We start from the raw sequence: 17,008 nt of genomic DNA, 5'->3' as shown, positions 1-17,008 counted from the left end.
GGCAAGGTTGAATGCGAAGTGTGCTGGTGAGAGCCCTGATTTGGGGTGGGTAGCTGGTGGGTGTGTGTTCTTTGAGAACTCGATAGTGTGATGATGAATTGTCTGATGCCAATTTAGCATCGTGCATCTTTGTGGATGTAGATGTTTGTTTGTTGTGTGGCGTCCGGGCCCCGTCCTGGGTGTCACATTTTGCTAGGTTTATTTTGGTCAGGTTGTGCTTTCCTGGTTGAAGATTTTGTGTTGAAACGCCGGCCTTTTTTGGGGTTGGTTTTGTTTCACTGTTTTTTCATGGAGAGTTTGATCCTGGCTCAGGACGAACGCTGGCGGCGTGCTTAACACATGCAAGTCGAACGGAAAGGCCCAGCTTGCTGGGTACTCGAGTGGCGAACGGGTGAGTAACACGTGGGTGATCTGCCCTGCACTCTGGGATAAGCCTGGGAAACTGGGTCTAATACCGGATATGACCAACTGTCGCATGGTGGTTGGTGGAAAGCTTTTGCGGTGTGGGATGGGCCCGCGGCCTATCAGCTTGTTGGTGGGGTAATGGCCTACCAAGGCGACGACGGGTAGCCGACCTGAGAGGGTGATCGGCCACACTGGGACTGAGACACGGCCCAGACTCCTACGGGAGGCAGCAGTGGGGAATATTGCACAATGGGCGCAAGCCTGATGCAGCGACGCCGCGTGAGGGATGACGGCCTTCGGGTTGTAAACCTCTTTCACCAGGGACGAAGCGTGAGTGACGGTACCTGGAGAAGAAGCACCGGCCAACTACGTGCCAGCAGCCGCGGTAATACGTAGGGTGCGAGCGTTGTCCGGAATTACTGGGCGTAAAGAGCTCGTAGGCGGTTTGTCGCGTCGTCTGTGAAATTCTGCAACTCAATTGCAGGCGTGCAGGCGATACGGGCAGACTTGAGTACTACAGGGGAGACTGGAATTCCTGGTGTAGCGGTGAAATGCGCAGATATCAGGAGGAACACCGGTGGCGAAGGCGGGTCTCTGGGTAGTAACTGACGCTGAGGAGCGAAAGCGTGGGTAGCGAACAGGATTAGATACCCTGGTAGTCCACGCCGTAAACGGTGGGTACTAGGTGTGGGTTCCTTTTCACGGGATCCGTGCCGTAGCTAACGCATTAAGTACCCCGCCTGGGGAGTACGGCCGCAAGGCTAAAACTCAAAGGAATTGACGGGGGCCCGCACAAGCGGCGGAGCATGTGGATTAATTCGATGCAACGCGAAGAACCTTACCTGGGTTTGACATACACCAGACGCGGCTAGAGATAGTCGTTCCCTTGTGGTTGGTGTACAGGTGGTGCATGGCTGTCGTCAGCTCGTGTCGTGAGATGTTGGGTTAAGTCCCGCAACGAGCGCAACCCTTGTCCTGTATTGCCAGCGGGTTATGCCGGGGACTTGCAGGAGACTGCCGGGGTCAACTCGGAGGAAGGTGGGGATGACGTCAAGTCATCATGCCCCTTATGTCCAGGGCTTCACACATGCTACAATGGCTGGTACAGAGGGCTGCGATACCGTGAGGTGGAGCGAATCCCTTAAAGCCAGTCTCAGTTCGGATTGGGGTCTGCAACTCGACCCCATGAAGTCGGAGTCGCTAGTAATCGCAGATCAGCAACGCTGCGGTGAATACGTTCCCGGGCCTTGTACACACCGCCCGTCACGTCATGAAAGTCGGTAACACCCGAAGCCGGTGGCCTAACCCCTTGTGGGAGGGAGCTGTCGAAGGTGGGATCGGCGATTGGGACGAAGTCGTAACAAGGTAGCCGTACCGGAAGGTGCGGCTGGATCACCTCCTTTCTAAGGAGCACACAACATCACCCATTTCTGCCGGCGTATGTCTGTGCGGTGGGTGTGTGTTCGAGGGTGAAACATCAGACAGGCTCACCTCTTCTACACCGGTAGAAGGATCGGGGGTTACCGCGGGTCCGTGAGGGCTGGCGGGTTCATTGTCACGCTATCGGGGTTCTGAGAGAACACATGCGTGTTGTCTCTGACCTAGCTCATGACTGGGGTGCGGGTGGTGATCGTGACTGTGATGGTCGCGGGAGCGCGTGCACGGTGGTGGGTGTGTGTTGTTTGAGAAGTGCATAGTGGATGCGAGCATCTTTATTTCAAACCAATGCTTCGACTGTTGTTGGAGTGCTGGTCTGTGATTTAGCAAATTTTGTAGTGTTTGTGATGTCTACATTCGATCCTCGTTCATGGCTGGCCTTGTGTTGGTTGTGGGTGGGGGGTTGTTTGTAGGTGTTGTTGTAAGTGTGTAAGGGCGTTCGGTGGATGCCTTGGTACCAGGAGCCGATGAAGGACGTGGTAGGCCGCGATAGTCCTCGGGGAGTTGTCAAACGAGCTGTGATCCGAGGGTGTCCGAATGGGGAAACCCAGCACGAGTGATGTCGTGTTACCACCAGCTGAATGTATAGGCTGTGTGGGGGGAACGTGGGGAAGTGAAACATCTCAGTACCCATAGGAAGAGAAAACAATTGTGATTCCGTGAGTAGTGGCGAGCGAAAGCGGAGGAGGCTAAACCATGCGCATGTGATACCGGGTAGGGGTTGTGTGTGTGGGGTTGTGGGGTTCGTCTTCTTCCATCTGCCTGTGGAAGCGTGAGTGAGAAAATCATGTGTTAGGTGAAGTGGCCTGGAATGGTCTGCCGTAGTCGGTGAGAGTCCGGTAGCTGAAAACACATGGTCTTGCGTGACGGTGTCCCCAAGTAGCAGCGGGCTCGTGGAATCTGCTGTGAATCTGCCGGGACCACCCGGTAAGCCTGAATACTTCCTGGTGACCGATAGCGGACTAGTACCGTGAGGGAAAGGTGAAAAGTACCCCGGGAGGGGAGTGAAATAGTACCTGAAACCGGACGCTTACAATCCGTCAAAGCCTGTGCCTTCGGGGCGGGTGATGGCGTGCCTTTTGAAGAATGAGCCTGCGAGTTAGTGCTCGGTGGCGAGGTTAACCCGTGTGGGGTAGCCGTAGCGAAAGCGAGTCTGAATAGGGCGTTTGAGTCGCCGGGTCTAGACCCGAAGCGGAGTGATCTACCCATGGCCAGGGTGAAGCGTCGGTAAGACGTCGTGGAGGCCCGAACCCACTTCAGTTGAAAATGGAGGGGATGAGTTGTGGGTAGGGGTGAAAGGCCAATCAAACTCCGTGATAGCTGGTTCTCCCCGAAATGCATTTAGGTGCAGCGTCACATGTTTCTTACTGGAGGTAGAGCTACTGGATGGCCGATGGGCCCCACAGGGTTACTGACGTCAGCCAAACTCCGAATGCCGGTAAGTGAGAGTGTGGCAGTGAGACTGCGGGCGATAAGGTTCGTAGTCGAGAGGGAAACAGCCCAGATCGCCGGCTAAGGCCCCTAAGCGTGTACTAAGTGGAAAAGGATGTGGGGTCGCGAAGACAACCAGGAGGTTGGCTTAGAAGCAGCCACCCTTGAAAGAGTGCGTAATAGCTCACTGGTCAAGTGATCCTGCGCCGACAATGTAGCGGGGCTCAAGTACACCGCCGAAGCCGCGGCACTCCACCATGACATCCGCAGAGGTTTACGGACTTCTGTGTAGTGGGTGGGGTGGGTAGGGGAGCGTCCTGCATCCGTGGAAGCGCCGGAGTGATCCAGGTGTGGAGGGTGTGGGAGTGAGAATGCAGGCATGAGTAGCGAAAGCAGAGTGAGAAACTCTGCCGCCGAATGACCAAGGGTTCCTGGGCCAGGCTAATCCGCCCAGGGTGAGTCGGGACCTAAGGCGAGGCCGACAGGCGTAGTCGATGGACAACGGGTTGATATTCCCGTACCCGTGTATCCGCGCCCATGCTGAATCAGTTGTACTAACCATCCTGATCCCCCGGGAGCACCTTCGGGTGCCGAGTGGGGTGATGCATGGGACCTTGGCTGGTAGTAGGCAAGCGATGGGGTGACGCAGGAAGGTAGTGGGGCCAGTCAGTGGTTGTACTGGTGTAAGCCTGTAGGGCGAGTGATAGGCAAATCCGTCACTCACAGAGCCTGAGAGGTGATGCGTAGCCGTTGTGGCGAATTCCATGATCCTATGCTGCCGAGAAAAGCCTCTAGTGAGTTGGTACACGGCCCGTACCCCAAACCAACACAGGTGGTCAGGTAGAGAATACTAAGGCGATCGAGAGAACTGTGGTTAAGGAACTCGGCAAAATGCCCCCGTAACTTCGGGAGAAGGGGGACCCATCCTGGTGACGATCTTTTCGGTCTGAGCTGGTGTGGGTCGCAGAGACCAGAGAGAAGCGACTGTTTACTAAAAACACAGGTCCGTGCGAAGTCGTAAGACGATGTATACGGACTGACGCCTGCCCGGTGCTGGAAGGTTAAGAGGACCGGTTAATCACCTTCGGGTGGTGAAGCTGAGAATTTAAGCCCCAGTAAACGGCGGTGGTAACTATAACCATCCTAAGGTAGCGAAATTCCTTGTCGGGTAAGTTCCGACCTGCACGAATGGCGTAACGACTTCTCTGCTGTCTCAACCACAGACTCGGCGAAATTGCAGTACGAGTAAAGATGCTCGTTACGCGCGGCAGGACGAAAAGACCCCGGGACCTTCACTATAGCTTGGTATTGGTGTTCGGTTCGGTTTGTGTAGGATAGGTGGGAGACTGTGAAGTGGGCACGCCAGTGTTCATGGAGTCGTTGTTGAAATACCACTCTGATCGTATTGGACTTCTAACCTCGGACCCTGATCGGGTTCAGGGACAGTGCCTGGTGGGTAGTTTAACTGGGGCGGTTGCCTCCTAAAAGGTAACGGAGGCGCCCAAAGGTTCCCTCAGCCTGGTTGGCAATCAGGTGTTGAGTGTAAGTGCACAAGGGAGCTTGACTGTGAGACGTACATGTCGAGCAGGGACGAAAGTCGGGACTAGTGATCCGGCACCGGCAAGTGGAAGCGGTGTCGCTCAACGGATAAAAGGTACCCCGGGGATAACAGGCTGATCTTCCCCAAGAGTCCATATCGACGGGATGGTTTGGCACCTCGATGTCGGCTCGTCGCATCCTGGGGCTGGAGTAGGTCCCAAGGGTTGGGCTGTTCGCCCATTAAAGCGGCACGCGAGCTGGGTTTAGAACGTCGTGAGACAGTTCGGTCTCTATCCGCCGCGCGCGTAAGAAACTTGAGGAAACCTGTCCCTAGTACGAGAGGACCGGGACGGACGAACCTCTGGTGTGCCAGTTGTCCCGCCAGGGGCACTGCTGGTTAGCTACGTTCGGAAGGGATAACCGCTGAAAGCATCTAAGCGGGAAGCCTGTTCCAAGATGAGGTTTCTCACCCCCTTCGCGGGGTTAAGGCCCCCCACAGACCATGGGGTTGATAGGCCAGAACTGTACGCACAGCAATGTGTTCAGGTGACTGGTACTAATCGGCCGAGGACTTACCAACAACACCCACAACATCACCAAACCTCAGGTTCGGTTGGTGTTCGCATCCACTATGTACTTCTGAAACAACACACAACAAAACAAACAAACACTGTTGTGTGACAGTTGTTTCATAAAGTTACGGCGGCTATAGCGGAGGGGAAACGCCCGGCCCCATTCCGAACCCGGAAGCTAAGCCCTCCAGCGCCAATGGTACTGCACCCTAATCAGTGTGGGAGAGTAGGACACCGCCGAACACAATTTCAGAAAGGCCCCGCAACCCTCGTGGTTGCGGGGCCTTTCTCATTGGTGATCAGCTCAGGTGGTGGACGTCCGCCAAGCCGTATACGGGCGTGGGGATTCCTTCATATCGCGCCTTCAGCTGTAGGGCGAGATACAGCGAATAGTGGCGCGACTGGTGCAGATTTCCGCCGTGGAACCACAGGCCCGGTTGCTGGGTGGGCTTCCACATGTTCCGCTGTTCGCCCTCCCAGGGGCCCGGGTCCTTGGTCGTCTCGGAACCGAGTCCCCACACCTTTCCGACACGGTCGGCGACCTCCTGTCCCATGAGGTCGGCGGCCCAGCCGTTCATCGATCCGTACCCCGTGGCGTAGACGACCACGTCGGCGTCGATCTCGGTCCCGTCGGCGAGCACCACCGAATTCTCGGTGAGGTGGTCCAGTTGACCGTGGACCAGCTTGATCGTTCCGTCGGCGATGAGTTCGCTCGCGCCCACGTCGATGTAGTAGCCGGACCCGCGGCGTAGGTACTTCATGAAGAGTCCGGAGTCGTCGTCGCCGAAGTCGAGCTCGAAGCCGGCCGCCTCGAGTCGTTCGTAGAATTCCTTGTCCTGTTGGCGGATCTGGTCATACACGGGTATCTGGAACTGGTGCATGATCCGGTAGGGCAATGAGGCGAAGGTGAGATCGGCCTTCTTGGTCGTCATCCCGGAGGCGACCGCCTCCTCGCTGTACAGGGAACCGAGGGCGATGGACCGCAGCGAGTCGGATTTCACGATGTGGGTCGAGGAGCGCTGCACCATCGTGGCGTCGACGCCGTTGTCCACCAGCGCCTTGCAGATGTCGTGCGCGGAGTTGTTGGAGCCGATGACGACGACCTTCTTGCCGAGGTAGCCGTCCGGTCCGGGATGTGCGCTCGAGTGGTGTTGCTCGCCGGCGAACACATCCTGCCCGGGGACCGAAGGGACGGCAGGTTTGCCGGACATCCCGGTCGCGAGGACCAGCTGCGTCGGATGGAGCGTGAGGCGCTCACCGTCCCGGTCGACCTCAACCGCCCACCGTGACTCGGCCTCGTCGTACTCGGCGGACAGACACGTCGTCTTACTCCAGTACGGAACCTCCATGACCTTGGTGTAGAACTCGAGCCAGTCGCCGATCTTGTCCTTGGGTGCGAAGACCGGCCAGTTGTCGGGGAACGGCAGGTACGGGAGATGGTCGTACCAAACCGGGTCGTGCAGGCACAGCGACTTGTAGCGTTTGCGCCACTGGTCCCCGGGACGGTCATGGCGATCGACGACGACCGACGGCACGCCGAGCTGGCGGAGTCGTGCGCCGAGCGCGATACCGCCCTGCCCGCCGCCGATCACCAGCACGTACGGTTGCGCCGACCGTCCGAGCGACAGTTCCTCGTCGGCCTTCTTCTCCGCCCAGGAACGGGTGTCGGGGTCGGAACCGTGCACCGCCCCGAGCGGTCGATTCGGGCCGGCCGACTCCTCGTGTCCCTTGAGTTCCTGCATCGTCGTCAGCAGCGTCCAGGCCTTGTCCTCCCCGGCGTCGCGCCCGCCACCGTCGGTGCCGTCGTCGTCGCGACGGATGCGCAGGTGTCCCTCACACCGTCCGACGGCGGTCTCGAACGCGATGAACGCCGAGACGACGCCGTCCCCGTCGTCGGTGGCCGGTTCAGTGGTGGTGAAGTTCGACGGGCGGGTGTCCGCGAGACGCGCGGTCAGCATGTCGGCGATCTGCTCGTGGCCCTCCACCGTCTTGATGTTCCAGGTGAATGCTGTCAGGTCGCGCCAGTAGCTGTCGGTCAGAAACGCGTTCGTCGCGCGGGCGATGTCGTCTGCGGCGAGTGCGGATTCGAACTCACGCAGCCAGGCGTCCATCCGCTCCTGCGGGGTGCGGTCGAGATGGACCAGCGGTTCCAATGTCTGAGTCATGATGCCTCCTCGAGATGTGCCCCGCGAACGTGATGTGGAACACAGCGGGTTGTGGACAGCAGACGCCCCGGCGCCGGGTGGCGGCAAGGGTTGCAGGGGGTTGCGAGGGGCGGGGTACGTTGTCGTCGTCTGTGACGTGACGCACAATCGAAGAGATGAACGCTTACGAGTCGGCCTCCGAGCTGGAGCCCGCGGTGCACGCCGGCGACGATCCGCGCGAGTTCGCGTCCGTTCTCAGCGCGGTTCACGACGCGGCGATGTCGGGCGGGCGCATGCCGGCGCGTCCGCGCAGCGTCATCGACGACTCGTGGCAGCGACTCCGACGTGCCGGTCTCGACCCGGACGTGGACTGCGCCGGGGAACGGACGCTTCAGCTCGAGGAGCTCGAAGAACGCCGCCGACGCTCCGGCCTGGCGGAGGTCGTGGACGAGTTGGCACGTGGCCTCGACTCGCTGATCGCCGACGGTGACAACATCCTGGTCGTCTCGGATGCCGACGGGCACGTGCTGTGGCGGAGCGGGTCGTCGAAGGTGCTCACGCGCGCGGACACTCTCGGATTCGTCGAGGGTGCCGACTGGGCCGAGGGCTCGGTGGGGACCAACGCGATCGGTACGGCACTGATGTCCGGTCGTTCGGTGCAGGTGTTCTCGGCCGAGCACTTCGTGCGCAGTCATCATTCGTGGACCTGTACCGGTGCACCGATCAAGGACCCGCGGACCGGTGAGATGTTGGGGGTGGTCGATGTGAGTGGTCCGGCCGCCACCATCCATCCGACCACCTTGGCGCTGGTGCATGCGGTCGCCCGGCTGGCCGAATCACAACTACGCGAGAGCCACCACCGACGACTCGATTCGTTGCGGGCGGTGGCCGCGCCGATCCTCGCCCGCATGCCCGGCCCGGCGTTGGCGGTCGACACCGACGGGTGGGTCGCCGCCGTGGACACCGTGTCTCCGCGATCGCGACTGATCCTGCCACCGCGGCTCGGCCCCGGCCGGATCTTCGTGAATGCGCTGGGGGAGTGCGACGTCGAGGCGTTGCCCGGCGGATGGTTGGTGCGCGTCGCGGAGACCCCGGACGCATCCACCACACGGGTGATCGTGCGGGTACCGCCGGACGCGTCGGGTCTCCGAAATGTCGAGGTCACCGTCGAAGGCGCGAGCGGTGCCTGGACCCATCGCTGTTCGCCCCGGCACGGCGAGATCCTCACCCTCCTGGCGCGACGGCCCGGCGGCGTCACCGCGGCCCAGATGTCGAACCATTTGTTCGGCGTCGACGACCGAACGGTCACCGTCCGGGCCGAGATGTCCCGGCTGCGCAAGCACTTCGGTGGTCTGCTCGTGGCGGGCCCGTACCGGTTCGTCGACGGGGTCGACGTCGAGGTGCTCGCCCCCGAGATCACCACCGTGCACGACTGATCTACACGGGCTCAGTCGTACTCGGCGACCACGAGCCCACGGTCGAAGGCGTATACGATCGCCGCCGCCCGGTCGCGGAGGTCGAGCTTCGTGAAGATGTGGTTGATGTGGCTCTTCACGGTCACCTGCGAGATACCGAGGGCCGCACCGATTTCCGCGTTGGTGCGGCCCCGCGCGATCAGGCGGAGGACATCGGTCTCGCGGTCGGTGAGCCCGGGCACGGCGCTCACCTGCTCGCGACCCGACCGTCGGAAGCCATGGAGAACGCGTTCGGTCACCGCCGGATCCAGGAACGCGCCGTCGCGAACCACCGCGCGGACCGCCCAGATCAGCGCCTCGGCCGGCGAATCCTTGAGGATGAACCCGGCCGCTCCGGCGCGCAGGGCACGGGACAACAGGGCGTCGTCGTCGAAGGTGGTCAGGATCAGCACCGGCGGCGGCTCCCGCAGGGTGCGCACCATCGTGGTGGCGGTGATGCCGTCGACGTCACGCATCCGCAGATCCATCAGGACGATGTCGGGCCGGTGTTCGGCGATCCCCGCGAGGACCCCGGAACCGTCCGCGCATTCACCCACGATGTCGAAGCCGTCGCGCAGGCGCAGGATGCGACGCAGGCCCGTACGGATGAGCTCCTGGTCGTCGACGAGGAGGACCCGGATCGGGTCGGTCGCGGGATCGGTGGGCGCGGTCGTCGTCATACGGGCACCCCTGCGGTGACCGGTCGCGACGGCAGCGTCGCGAGGACCGACCAGGTGCCTGCGCGATGTGATGTGTGGAGCGTGCCGCCGAGCAGTGCCGCGCGCTGGGTCATTCCCTCGATACCGGTGCCGTCGCATTCTCGAGGCCGATCCTCGGTCGCCGGGTTCTCGACCGTGAGAGCCACCGCATCGGCCACCGACACCGAGACCGAGGCCTGCTTGGCCACCGAGTGTCTGACGACGTTGGCCAGGGACTCCTGGGTGATCCGATACAGCGCCGCACCGACCGGACGTGGCAGCTCGGTGAGGTCGCCGACGAGGCTGAAGTCGATGTCGACGCCGGCCTTGCGGTAGTCCTCGACGAGCCGGACGAGGTCTCCGGCGCCCGGTGACGGGGCCGTCGATCCCGTCGGCTCGGTCGTCCCCAATACGTGGACGATGGTGCGGATCTCGGTCATCGCCTGTCGACCTTGGCGTTCGGCGTCGGAGAGTGCCTCCAGTGCCTCCTCGATGTCACGATCCTGTTCGAGCACGCGACGGGCGCCGGTGACGTTGAGCATGGTGATCGACAGGGAATGCGCGATGACATCGTGGATCTCGCGGGCGATCCGCTGTCGTTCGTCGCTCGCGGCGCGGTCGGCACGCTCGGCGAGCACCCGGGCCCGGTTGTCGGCCAGACGCTTCTGGATCAGCATCATGTAGCCGATCAGCCAACCGCACGCGACGCCGAGCGCGTAGATGGCCGGTGACTCGAGACCGCCGACGGCGCCGAACCACACGATGACGGCGAAGCAGGCCGCCGTCACGATCAGTCCGCCGAGAAGGGGATACATCGCGGCGGCGATCGCCGCCACCAGGACGAGTTGGAGTGGGGCGGCGTCGGTGGGCGTCGGGACCATGAGGAAGCAGACCGTACTGGTGATCACCGCAGAGCACGGGTACGAGGTCGGCGGCAGGGTCAGGTCGAGCACCAGCGAGAGCACGGCGAGGACCAGCGCCGCGATCACCCACCCGATCTGATCGAACGGGAAACGTTGTGCCGTCGACACCAGGGTGACCACGACGCTCGACGACAGGATCACCGCGGGGTACAGCGGCGGGTAGTCGCCGCCCGCCCGTTCGATCCGCCGGCGCAGCCCCGCGCCCATCTCCGCTGTGAAGCCCGTCACCGTTCCAGGATAGTTCCGCAGAACTGCCGAACGTCCGCCTCACGGTGGATTCGGCTGTCCACCCTGGGGTGGAGAACCGGTCAACCCGCGGGATGGCGACTCGGGACTTTGGCCTCCATAGCGTTGTGAGCAGCCGATATCGCCGACCGAGGAGGACATCATGAGCACGCTGCGGACACGACCCCGGCGCTGGGAGCGCCTCGAGACCCGACCAGGGCCGACAGATCCCGCCCTGGCCCCGCCGATCGACGCGGTGCGTGGCGTACCGGTGCCGGGCCACGCGGGGTTCGGCCGTCCGGTCGTCGTCGGAGTCGACGGGACCGACGCCTCGTTGCGTGCGGTGAAGGTCGCCTTTCGACTGCTCGGCGATTCCGGCGACCTGATCCTGATCTGCGCCACGCGGCGTCGTCGGAAAGAAGCGAGCACCACGCTCCACGACGCCCTCAAGGACGAGTCCTATCTGCTTTCCGGTCAGGCGGGAGTCGACGAGACCTTGCGGACCGCCGCCGAACTCGCGAGGTGGCACGGTGCACGGACGGTGTCGACCATGAGCGAGGTCGGCGACCCGACGTCGGTCCTGCACCGGGCAGCCCGACGTGTGGAGGCCGGCGCCGTCGTCATCGGAACCGGTGGGACACGACCGGGCTGGATCGCCCGACGTCTCGCCGGACGCCTCGACGCCGACGTCACGCTGATCGTCACCGACGGGTCGGTCCATCTGCGCCGACGGGCGGCGCGGGTCGACGATGTCCGCGACACCACCTGGACCTTCCCCTGGCCGGCGCCCGCACCGCGACCCGTGTAGCAACGGCCGCGTGACACGATGTGCAGATGCACATCACCGACGAGTCGAGGCTGCGGGACATCGTCGGCCATCCGATGGAGCTCATCCGCGACAAGGCGCGGAACTCACTCGCCGACGTCGACCGGGAATGGCTCGCGGAGTCGCCGATGGTGTTCCTGGCGACCGCCGACGAACTCGGACGGATCGACGTGTCGCCCAAGGGCGACCCGGCCGGCAAGGTCGTCCACGTCATCGACGACCGGCACATCGCGATACCCGAGCGGCCGGGCAACCGTCGTGTCGACGGCTACGTGAACATACTCCGGAACCCCAACGCGGGCACCATCTTCGTCGTACCCGGTCGCGGGGACACGCTGCGGATCAACGGCCGCGCCCGCATCGTCGACGACGCCGACTACTTCGACGACCTCACGGTCAGCGGTAAGCGGCCGATCCTCGCGGTGGAGATCACCGTCGACGAGGTGTTCTATCACTGTCCCAAGGCGTTTCTCCGATCCGATCTGTGGAAGCCGGACTCATGGCGACCCGACGCGCTGCCCTCGGTCGCGGAGATCACCCGGCGCGTGATGCCCGAAGCGGGCAACGAACGGTTCACCGAGGACAGCTTCCGTCCCTACCTCTACTGAGGGCGGCGAGCTACGCCGAGGTGTCGTCGAAAGCGCCGACGAGTGCATCAGCGATCTCGTCCGCGGGTTCGAGGGGAACAGTGTGATGACTGCCGCTGTGCAGCATCGTCACCCGCGCCGAGGGCAACAATGCCCGTGCACGCCGTGAGACGACCCTCGGATCGTGCGCCCGGCTGTCGGGGGCGACTATCACGGTCACCGACCCGCCGTCTCCCAGTGCCGAGAGTGCTTCATCGGTGGGCCGTTTCGGAACCACGGTCGGCGCGGTGGGGAACCGGGCTCCGGCGCAGTACATGTCACGCCAGTCGGGGTTCAACGCGGCCCCACCGGTCTCCCATCGGAGGAAACGCCGGAGCCGCCCGGGGTTGGGAGACAACAAGACTGGCAGAGCCCGCAGGAGATAGGTCGTGCGCAGGCCGGTGAAGGACGAGGTGGGGTCGACGAGCGCGAGCCGGTCCACCCGGTCCTTGCCGGGACCGACCGCGTAGGCCAGCGCGACCATGGCACCGTAGGAGTGGCCGGCGAGGTCGACGTGTGCGGCGCCGAGCCCGTCGAGGACGGACGACAGCCAGTCGAGTAGGTCGCCTGCGGTGTCCGGGGGCCGGGTCACGTGGGAACGGCCGACGTCGTTGATGAGGTCGACTGCGTGTACCCGGCGTGTTCGTGCGAGGGAGCCGGCGACGTTCACCCAGGCCATCGAGGTCGCCCCGCCGCCTGGCAGCAAAATCACCGGTCTGGTCCGGCCGGTCCGAAACTGTTGACTCGCGTGGTGCCGAACCGACTGCCGATGTCGAGTGGTGTGGCGGACGACCTCTGCACGAGGGCGTCGTAGTGGGCGAAGAACGTGGCGCCGTCGGGCGTGGCGGCAAAGGTGTCGATCGTCGGGCGGACCTTGGCGAACATCGGACTCCCTCCGGCAAATTACTCGATCATCGAGATACTAGACTGTCGAGTGGTGACGAGTACAGTAACCGTGTGAACAACGACGACCTCGTGCACCGGTTGCGATCGTTGACCTTAGAGCTCGATGTGTTCGGCTCCGCTTTCGCCGCCCGAAACGAATTGCACGCCACCGATCTCCGAGCCCTCGTCGCGCTGTTGGACCGGCAGCGGTCAGGCGACGTCGCGTCGCCGGGTTGGCTGGCCGGTCATCTCGGCCTCAACAGCGCATCGACGACGGCCCTGATAGATCGCCTGGAGACGAAGGGCCTGGTTTCGCGCTCGCGGGACGGCACCGACCGTCGGAAGGTGGCGCTGCACGTCACCGACGCGGCTCAGCAGATGGGGTGGTCGTTCTTCGGACCGCTCATCGAGCAGGTCATCGCCGTGGCCGACGGATTCTCCGACGATGAACTTGCCGCCATCCGCACCTTCCTCGATCGGGTCACGACTGCGGTGGCCGACGCTCGCAGCCGCTGACCGAGACCGGGCATCTCATTTTCGTGGTGACGGTCACACCGATACCCTCGAAGGGCGATGCGGCACCGACGACACCGGTGCCCTCACCGACGACGGCGAAGGGATGGCCATGGGCCGGTACATCGAAGCGTTCACACGGGCAGCCGACGATCGGGAGGCGTTCTGGCTCGACGCCGCCACCGGCGTCGAATGGATCACCCCACCCACCTCCGCGCTCGACGACTCCGCCGCCCCGTTCTATCGCTGGTTCCCGGATGCCACCCTCAACACGTGCGCCAATGCCCTTGATCGCCACGTCGCGGCCGGACACGGCGACCGGACCGCGCTGACCTGGGACTCGGCGATGGTGGGCGAGGTCCGTCGGTACTCCTACGCCGAACTGCTCGACGAGGTCTCCCGATTCGCCGGTGTCCTCACCGAGCAGGGGATCGGTTACGGCGATCGCGTGGTGATCTACATGCCGATGATCCCCGAGGCGGCCGTCGCGATGCTGGCGTGCGCGCGGATCGGCGCGGTGCACTCGGTGGTCTTCGGCGGTTTCGCCGCTCGTGAGCTCGCGACCCGTATCGACGACGCCGAGCCCGTCGCCGTCCTCACCGCCTCGGGCGGTCTGGAACCGGGCCGGGTCGTCGAGTATCTGCCGATGGTGGCCAAGGCCATCGAGTTGTCGGCGACGCCCCCGCGCGTCGTCATCGTCAAGGACCGTCCCGAGATCGACGGTGCTGCAGCGGATCACGAGGGTTGGCTCGACTGGGACGACGTGCTCGCCGGGGCCGATCCGGTCGAGCCGGTTCCGGTGAAGGCCACCGATCCGCTGTACATCCTCTACACCTCGGGGACCACCGGGAAGCCCAAGGGCGTCGTCCGCGACAACGGCGGGCATGCGGTGGCCCTGACATGGTCGATGGCGAACATCTACGACATCTCCGCCGGCGACGTGTGGTGGACCGCCTCCGATGTCGGGTGGGTCGTCGGACACTCCTACATCGTGTACGGGCCCCTGCTCGTCGGAGCGACATCGGTGATGTACGAGGGCAAGCCGGTCGGTACCCCGGACGCGGGCGCGTTCTGGCGTGTCATCGGCGAACACGGGGTGAAGGCGTTGTTCACCGCACCCACCGCGATCCGCGCCATCCGCAAGGCGGACCCGGAAGCCACCGAACTGAGCAAGTACGACGTGTCCTCGCTCGAGACGTTGTTCGCGGCGGGCGAGCGGCTCGACCCGGACACGTTCACGTGGGCCTCGGAGGTGCTCGGTGTCCCGGTCGTGGACCACTGGTGGCAGACCGAGACCGGTTGGGCGATCGCGGCGAATCTCCGTGGGCTGGAGCCGATGCCGATCAAGGCGGGCTCGCCGACGGTCGCCGTTCCCGGCTACCGCGTGGGCGTCGTCGACGCCGAGGGCAATTCGCTGGGCCCGGGCGAGGAGGGCAACATCGTCATCGGTCTGCCGCTGCCGCCCGGACCCTCGCCGGGTTGTGGCGCGACGAGGAGCGGTACCGCAAGTCGTATCTGTCGGCGTTCGACGGCTTCTACCTGACCGGCGACTCCGGTTACGTCGATGCCGACGGTTACGTGTTCGTTCTCGGCCGGTCCGATGACGTGATCAACGTTGCCGGACACCGGCTCTCGACGGGCAGTATCGAGGCGGTGGTGGCGTCGCACCCGGCGGTGGCCGAGTGCGCGGTCATCGGCATCCACGACGAACTGAAGGGCCAGCGTCCCAGCGGGTACGTGGTGCTCAAGTCCGGCGTCGACATCGACGCCGAGACACTGCGCACCGAACTCGTGGCCATGGTGCGCGACGAGATCGGGGCCGTCGCGACGTTCCGCGACGTGACGGTGGTGCCGGCGCTGCCGAAGACACGGTCGGGCAAGATCCTCCGGAAGACCATGCGGCAGATCGCCGACCACGAGGAGTACACCGTGCCCTCCACCATCGAGGACCCCGATGTCCTGACCGCGCTGGCCGCACAACTCGAGGGCTGAGTCGATGCTCGATGGTGTGCTTCGCACCGCGATCCGGCTGGTGCCGTTCGTCGGGCTGGTCGGCACGATCATCACCACGATCGTCGACGCGTCGACCCCGGGTGGTGACCTGGGCCGGGATCTGCTCGAGAACTCCGTGTTGTGGATGATCGGTGTCCAGGGATGGATGACCGGGTGCGGCCACATGTTCTTCGGCGAGCCGATCGCCGAGTCGATCGGGTGGCCCCCGAAGACGCCGTGGCAATGGGAGGTCGGGCTCGCCAGCCTGGCGACGGGTGTCTTGGGCGTGATCGCATCGGGTTTCGGTGACGAGTTCACTCTCGCCACCATCATCGCGTTCTCCGTGTTCTATCTCGGTGCGGCCGTCGGACATGTACGGGAGATGGTGACCCGCCGGAACTTCAAGGCGGGCAATGCCGGACCGATCTTCTTCTTCGACGTGCTGGTGCCGGTCTACCTGATCGTGTTGTACACGGTCGTCGCCTAGCGCAGACTTGGTCGCGTGCAGATGGACAAGCACGACGAGCTCCCCGTCGATCCCGACGAACGCCCGCTGCACTTACGCGTGCACGCCCTCGCGTGGGTGTTCGCGGGAGGGCTGATCGGTACGGGCGTTCGGTACTGGGCGGAGAAGACGTTTCCGGTCGCCGACGGGCATTGGCCGTGGGCGACCTTCGCGGTCAACGTCATCGGCGCTTTCGTTCTCGGTGCGTTGCTGGAGCTTCTTGCGCGGCTGGGGCATGACGAGGGCTGGCGTCAGCGGGTTCGGCTGTTCGGCGGCACCGGCATCTGCGGGGCGCTGACCACCTACAGCACGTTCGCGCTGGAGATCTCGGAGCTGACGCGCGCCTCGGCGGTGGCGACGGCACTTGCGTACGCGGTGGTCAGCGTCGTGCTGGGTCTGCTCGCGGCAGGCGGCGGGATCGCACTCGCCTCGAAATTCACGACCCGATGGGCGGCGCGGTGATCGCACTGGCCGTCATGGCGGCCGGCGCGCTGGGTGCGGTGACGCGGTTCGTCGTCGACGGTGCCGTCAAGTGGAGATGGCCGACGGTCACGCCGTGGGGAACCTTCGTGATCAACGTCACCGGTTCGGCACTGCTCGGGGTCCTCGCCGGCCTGGTGCTCTTCCACGGTGCGCCACATGAGCTGCAGGCCATCCTCGGGACCGGATTCTGTGGCGGCTACACGACTTTCAGCACTGCCAGCTTCGAGGTGGTCCGCCTGGCGGAGAACAGGCAGCGGCTGGTCGCCGGCGGGTACGCCGTCATCACGCTGCTCGCCTCGGTGGCGGCATGCGCCGCGGGCATGGCCGCGGCCTGGACGGTGTGAGAGAGA

At 63.7% G+C, this 17,008-nt stretch carries 12 protein-coding genes, 3 rRNA genes and 1 pseudogene; 11 read left to right on the top strand and 5 right to left on the bottom strand.

Going from position 1 to position 17,008, the window contains the following annotated elements; genetic code table 11:
• The first annotated feature begins 285 nt into the window (after positions 1-285).
• The 3 genes from QAD21_RS17395 to rrf all read left to right on the top strand — a co-directional run bounded on the left by QAD21_RS17395 (position 286) and on the right by rrf (position 5,627).
• Positions 286-1,808, top strand: a 16S ribosomal RNA gene (locus tag QAD21_RS17395).
• Between the two features lie 453 nt (positions 1,809-2,261).
• A 23S ribosomal RNA gene (locus QAD21_RS17390) occupies positions 2,262-5,392 on the top strand.
• A gap of 118 nt (positions 5,393-5,510) precedes the next feature.
• Positions 5,511-5,627 (top strand): 5S ribosomal RNA (gene rrf / locus QAD21_RS17385).
• The 16S, 23S and 5S rRNA genes sit together here, the layout of an rRNA operon.
• Before the next feature lie 56 nt (positions 5,628-5,683).
• Here the strand turns inward: rrf and QAD21_RS17380 are convergent.
• Complete coding sequence (locus QAD21_RS17380) at positions 5,684-7,549, bottom strand: NAD(P)/FAD-dependent oxidoreductase (RefSeq protein WP_247449836.1); 1,866 nt, start codon at positions 7,547-7,549, stop codon at positions 5,684-5,686.
• A gap of 155 nt (positions 7,550-7,704) precedes the next feature.
• On the opposite strand from QAD21_RS17380, the gene QAD21_RS17375 reads away from it, so the two are divergent.
• Entirely contained in the window at positions 7,705-8,964 is a 1,260-nt protein-coding gene (locus tag QAD21_RS17375; RefSeq protein WP_280359892.1) for a helix-turn-helix domain-containing protein, read from the top strand.
• A gap of 11 nt (positions 8,965-8,975) precedes the next feature.
• Here QAD21_RS17375 and QAD21_RS17370 read toward each other — a convergent pair whose 3' ends face one another.
• Together QAD21_RS17370 and QAD21_RS17365 are read right to left on the bottom strand one after the other, a co-directional pair.
• Positions 8,976-9,662 carry a response regulator transcription factor gene (locus QAD21_RS17370; protein ID WP_211539438.1) on the bottom strand — a complete coding sequence of 229 codons (687 nt, stop codon included), beginning with the start codon at positions 9,660-9,662 and terminating at the stop codon, positions 8,976-8,978.
• The gene (locus QAD21_RS17365) at positions 9,659-10,831 is read right to left on the bottom strand and encodes a histidine kinase (protein WP_280359891.1); all 1,173 of its coding nucleotides are present in this window, start codon (positions 10,829-10,831) and stop codon (positions 9,659-9,661) included. Before QAD21_RS17365 ends, QAD21_RS17370 begins: the two co-directional genes overlap by 4 nt.
• 160 nt (positions 10,832-10,991) lie before the next feature.
• Here QAD21_RS17365 and QAD21_RS17360 point away from each other — a divergent pair, with 160 nt between their 5' ends.
• Both QAD21_RS17360 and QAD21_RS17355 read left to right on the top strand, forming a co-directional pair.
• Entirely contained in the window at positions 10,992-11,636 is a 645-nt protein-coding gene (locus QAD21_RS17360) for a universal stress protein (RefSeq protein WP_280359890.1), read from the top strand.
• Positions 11,637-11,662: 26 nt separating this feature from the next.
• The gene (locus QAD21_RS17355; protein WP_159371263.1) at positions 11,663-12,262 is read left to right on the top strand and encodes an MSMEG_1061 family FMN-dependent PPOX-type flavoprotein; all 600 of its coding nucleotides are present in this window, start codon (positions 11,663-11,665) and stop codon (positions 12,260-12,262) included.
• 10 nt (positions 12,263-12,272) lie between these two features.
• On the opposite strand, the gene QAD21_RS17350 is transcribed toward QAD21_RS17355, so the two are convergent.
• Positions 12,273-12,992, bottom strand: coding sequence for an alpha/beta fold hydrolase (locus tag QAD21_RS17350; protein WP_280359889.1), 720 nt, complete (start codon positions 12,990-12,992; stop codon positions 12,273-12,275).
• A complete protein-coding gene (locus tag QAD21_RS17345; protein ID WP_280359888.1) occupies positions 12,989-13,165 on the bottom strand; it encodes a hypothetical protein in 177 nt (58 codons plus the stop codon). The genes QAD21_RS17350 and QAD21_RS17345 overlap by 4 nt, the downstream gene beginning before the upstream one ends.
• A 72-nt stretch (positions 13,166-13,237) precedes the next feature.
• On the opposite strand from QAD21_RS17345, the gene QAD21_RS17340 reads away from it, so the two are divergent.
• The 5 genes and pseudogenes from QAD21_RS17340 (at position 13,238) to QAD21_RS17320 (ending at position 17,002) form a co-directional block, all read left to right on the top strand.
• Complete coding sequence (locus QAD21_RS17340) at positions 13,238-13,681, top strand: MarR family transcriptional regulator (protein ID WP_065631567.1); 444 nt, start codon at positions 13,238-13,240, stop codon at positions 13,679-13,681.
• Positions 13,682-13,790: 109 nt separating this feature from the next.
• Positions 13,791-15,670 (top strand): annotated as a pseudogene (locus QAD21_RS17335) (propionyl-CoA synthetase).
• 4 nt (positions 15,671-15,674) lie between these two features.
• On the top strand, positions 15,675-16,157 hold the full coding sequence (locus tag QAD21_RS17330) for a DUF6790 family protein (RefSeq protein WP_137810746.1): 483 nt from the start codon (positions 15,675-15,677) through the stop codon (positions 16,155-16,157).
• A 15-nt stretch (positions 16,158-16,172) separates the two neighbouring features.
• Positions 16,173-16,637 (top strand): fluoride efflux transporter CrcB, encoded by a 465-nt coding sequence (gene crcB / locus QAD21_RS17325; protein ID WP_084811789.1) that lies wholly within the window; start codon positions 16,173-16,175, stop codon positions 16,635-16,637.
• Positions 16,622-17,002 (top strand): CrcB family protein, encoded by a 381-nt coding sequence (locus tag QAD21_RS17320; RefSeq protein ID WP_137810747.1) that lies wholly within the window; start codon positions 16,622-16,624, stop codon positions 17,000-17,002. The genes crcB and QAD21_RS17320 overlap by 16 nt, the downstream gene beginning before the upstream one ends.
• The last annotated feature ends 6 nt before the right edge of the window (positions 17,003-17,008 follow it).

The sequence above is a fragment of the Gordonia sp. SMJS1 genome, from assembly GCF_029866425.1.
In the GTDB taxonomy this organism is placed as follows: Bacteria; Actinomycetota; Actinomycetes; order Mycobacteriales; family Mycobacteriaceae; genus Gordonia; species Gordonia hongkongensis.
The sequence above is the reverse complement of the archived record's forward strand: the minus strand, read 5'-3'. Positions and strand labels throughout refer to the sequence as shown.

Bases quoted from the DNA above. Each gene is read 5' to 3' on its own strand.
- QAD21_RS17345 (WP_280359888.1), bottom strand. From the start codon at position 13,165: ATGTTCGCCAAGGTCCGCCCGACGATCGACACCTTTGCCGCCACGCCC.
- QAD21_RS17375 (WP_280359892.1), top strand. From the start codon at position 7,705: ATGAACGCTTACGAGTCGGCCTCCGAGCTGGAGCCCGCGGTGCACGCC.
- QAD21_RS17360 (WP_280359890.1), top strand. From the start codon at position 10,992: ATGAGCACGCTGCGGACACGACCCCGGCGCTGGGAGCGCCTCGAGACC.
- QAD21_RS17380 (WP_247449836.1), bottom strand. From the start codon at position 7,549: ATGACTCAGACATTGGAACCGCTGGTCCATCTCGACCGCACCCCGCAG.
- QAD21_RS17330 (WP_137810746.1), top strand. From the start codon at position 15,675: ATGCTCGATGGTGTGCTTCGCACCGCGATCCGGCTGGTGCCGTTCGTC.
- QAD21_RS17320 (WP_137810747.1), top strand. From the start codon at position 16,622: ATGGGCGGCGCGGTGATCGCACTGGCCGTCATGGCGGCCGGCGCGCTG.
- QAD21_RS17355 (WP_159371263.1), top strand. From the start codon at position 11,663: ATGCACATCACCGACGAGTCGAGGCTGCGGGACATCGTCGGCCATCCG.
- QAD21_RS17370 (WP_211539438.1), bottom strand. From the start codon at position 9,662: ATGACGACGACCGCGCCCACCGATCCCGCGACCGACCCGATCCGGGTC.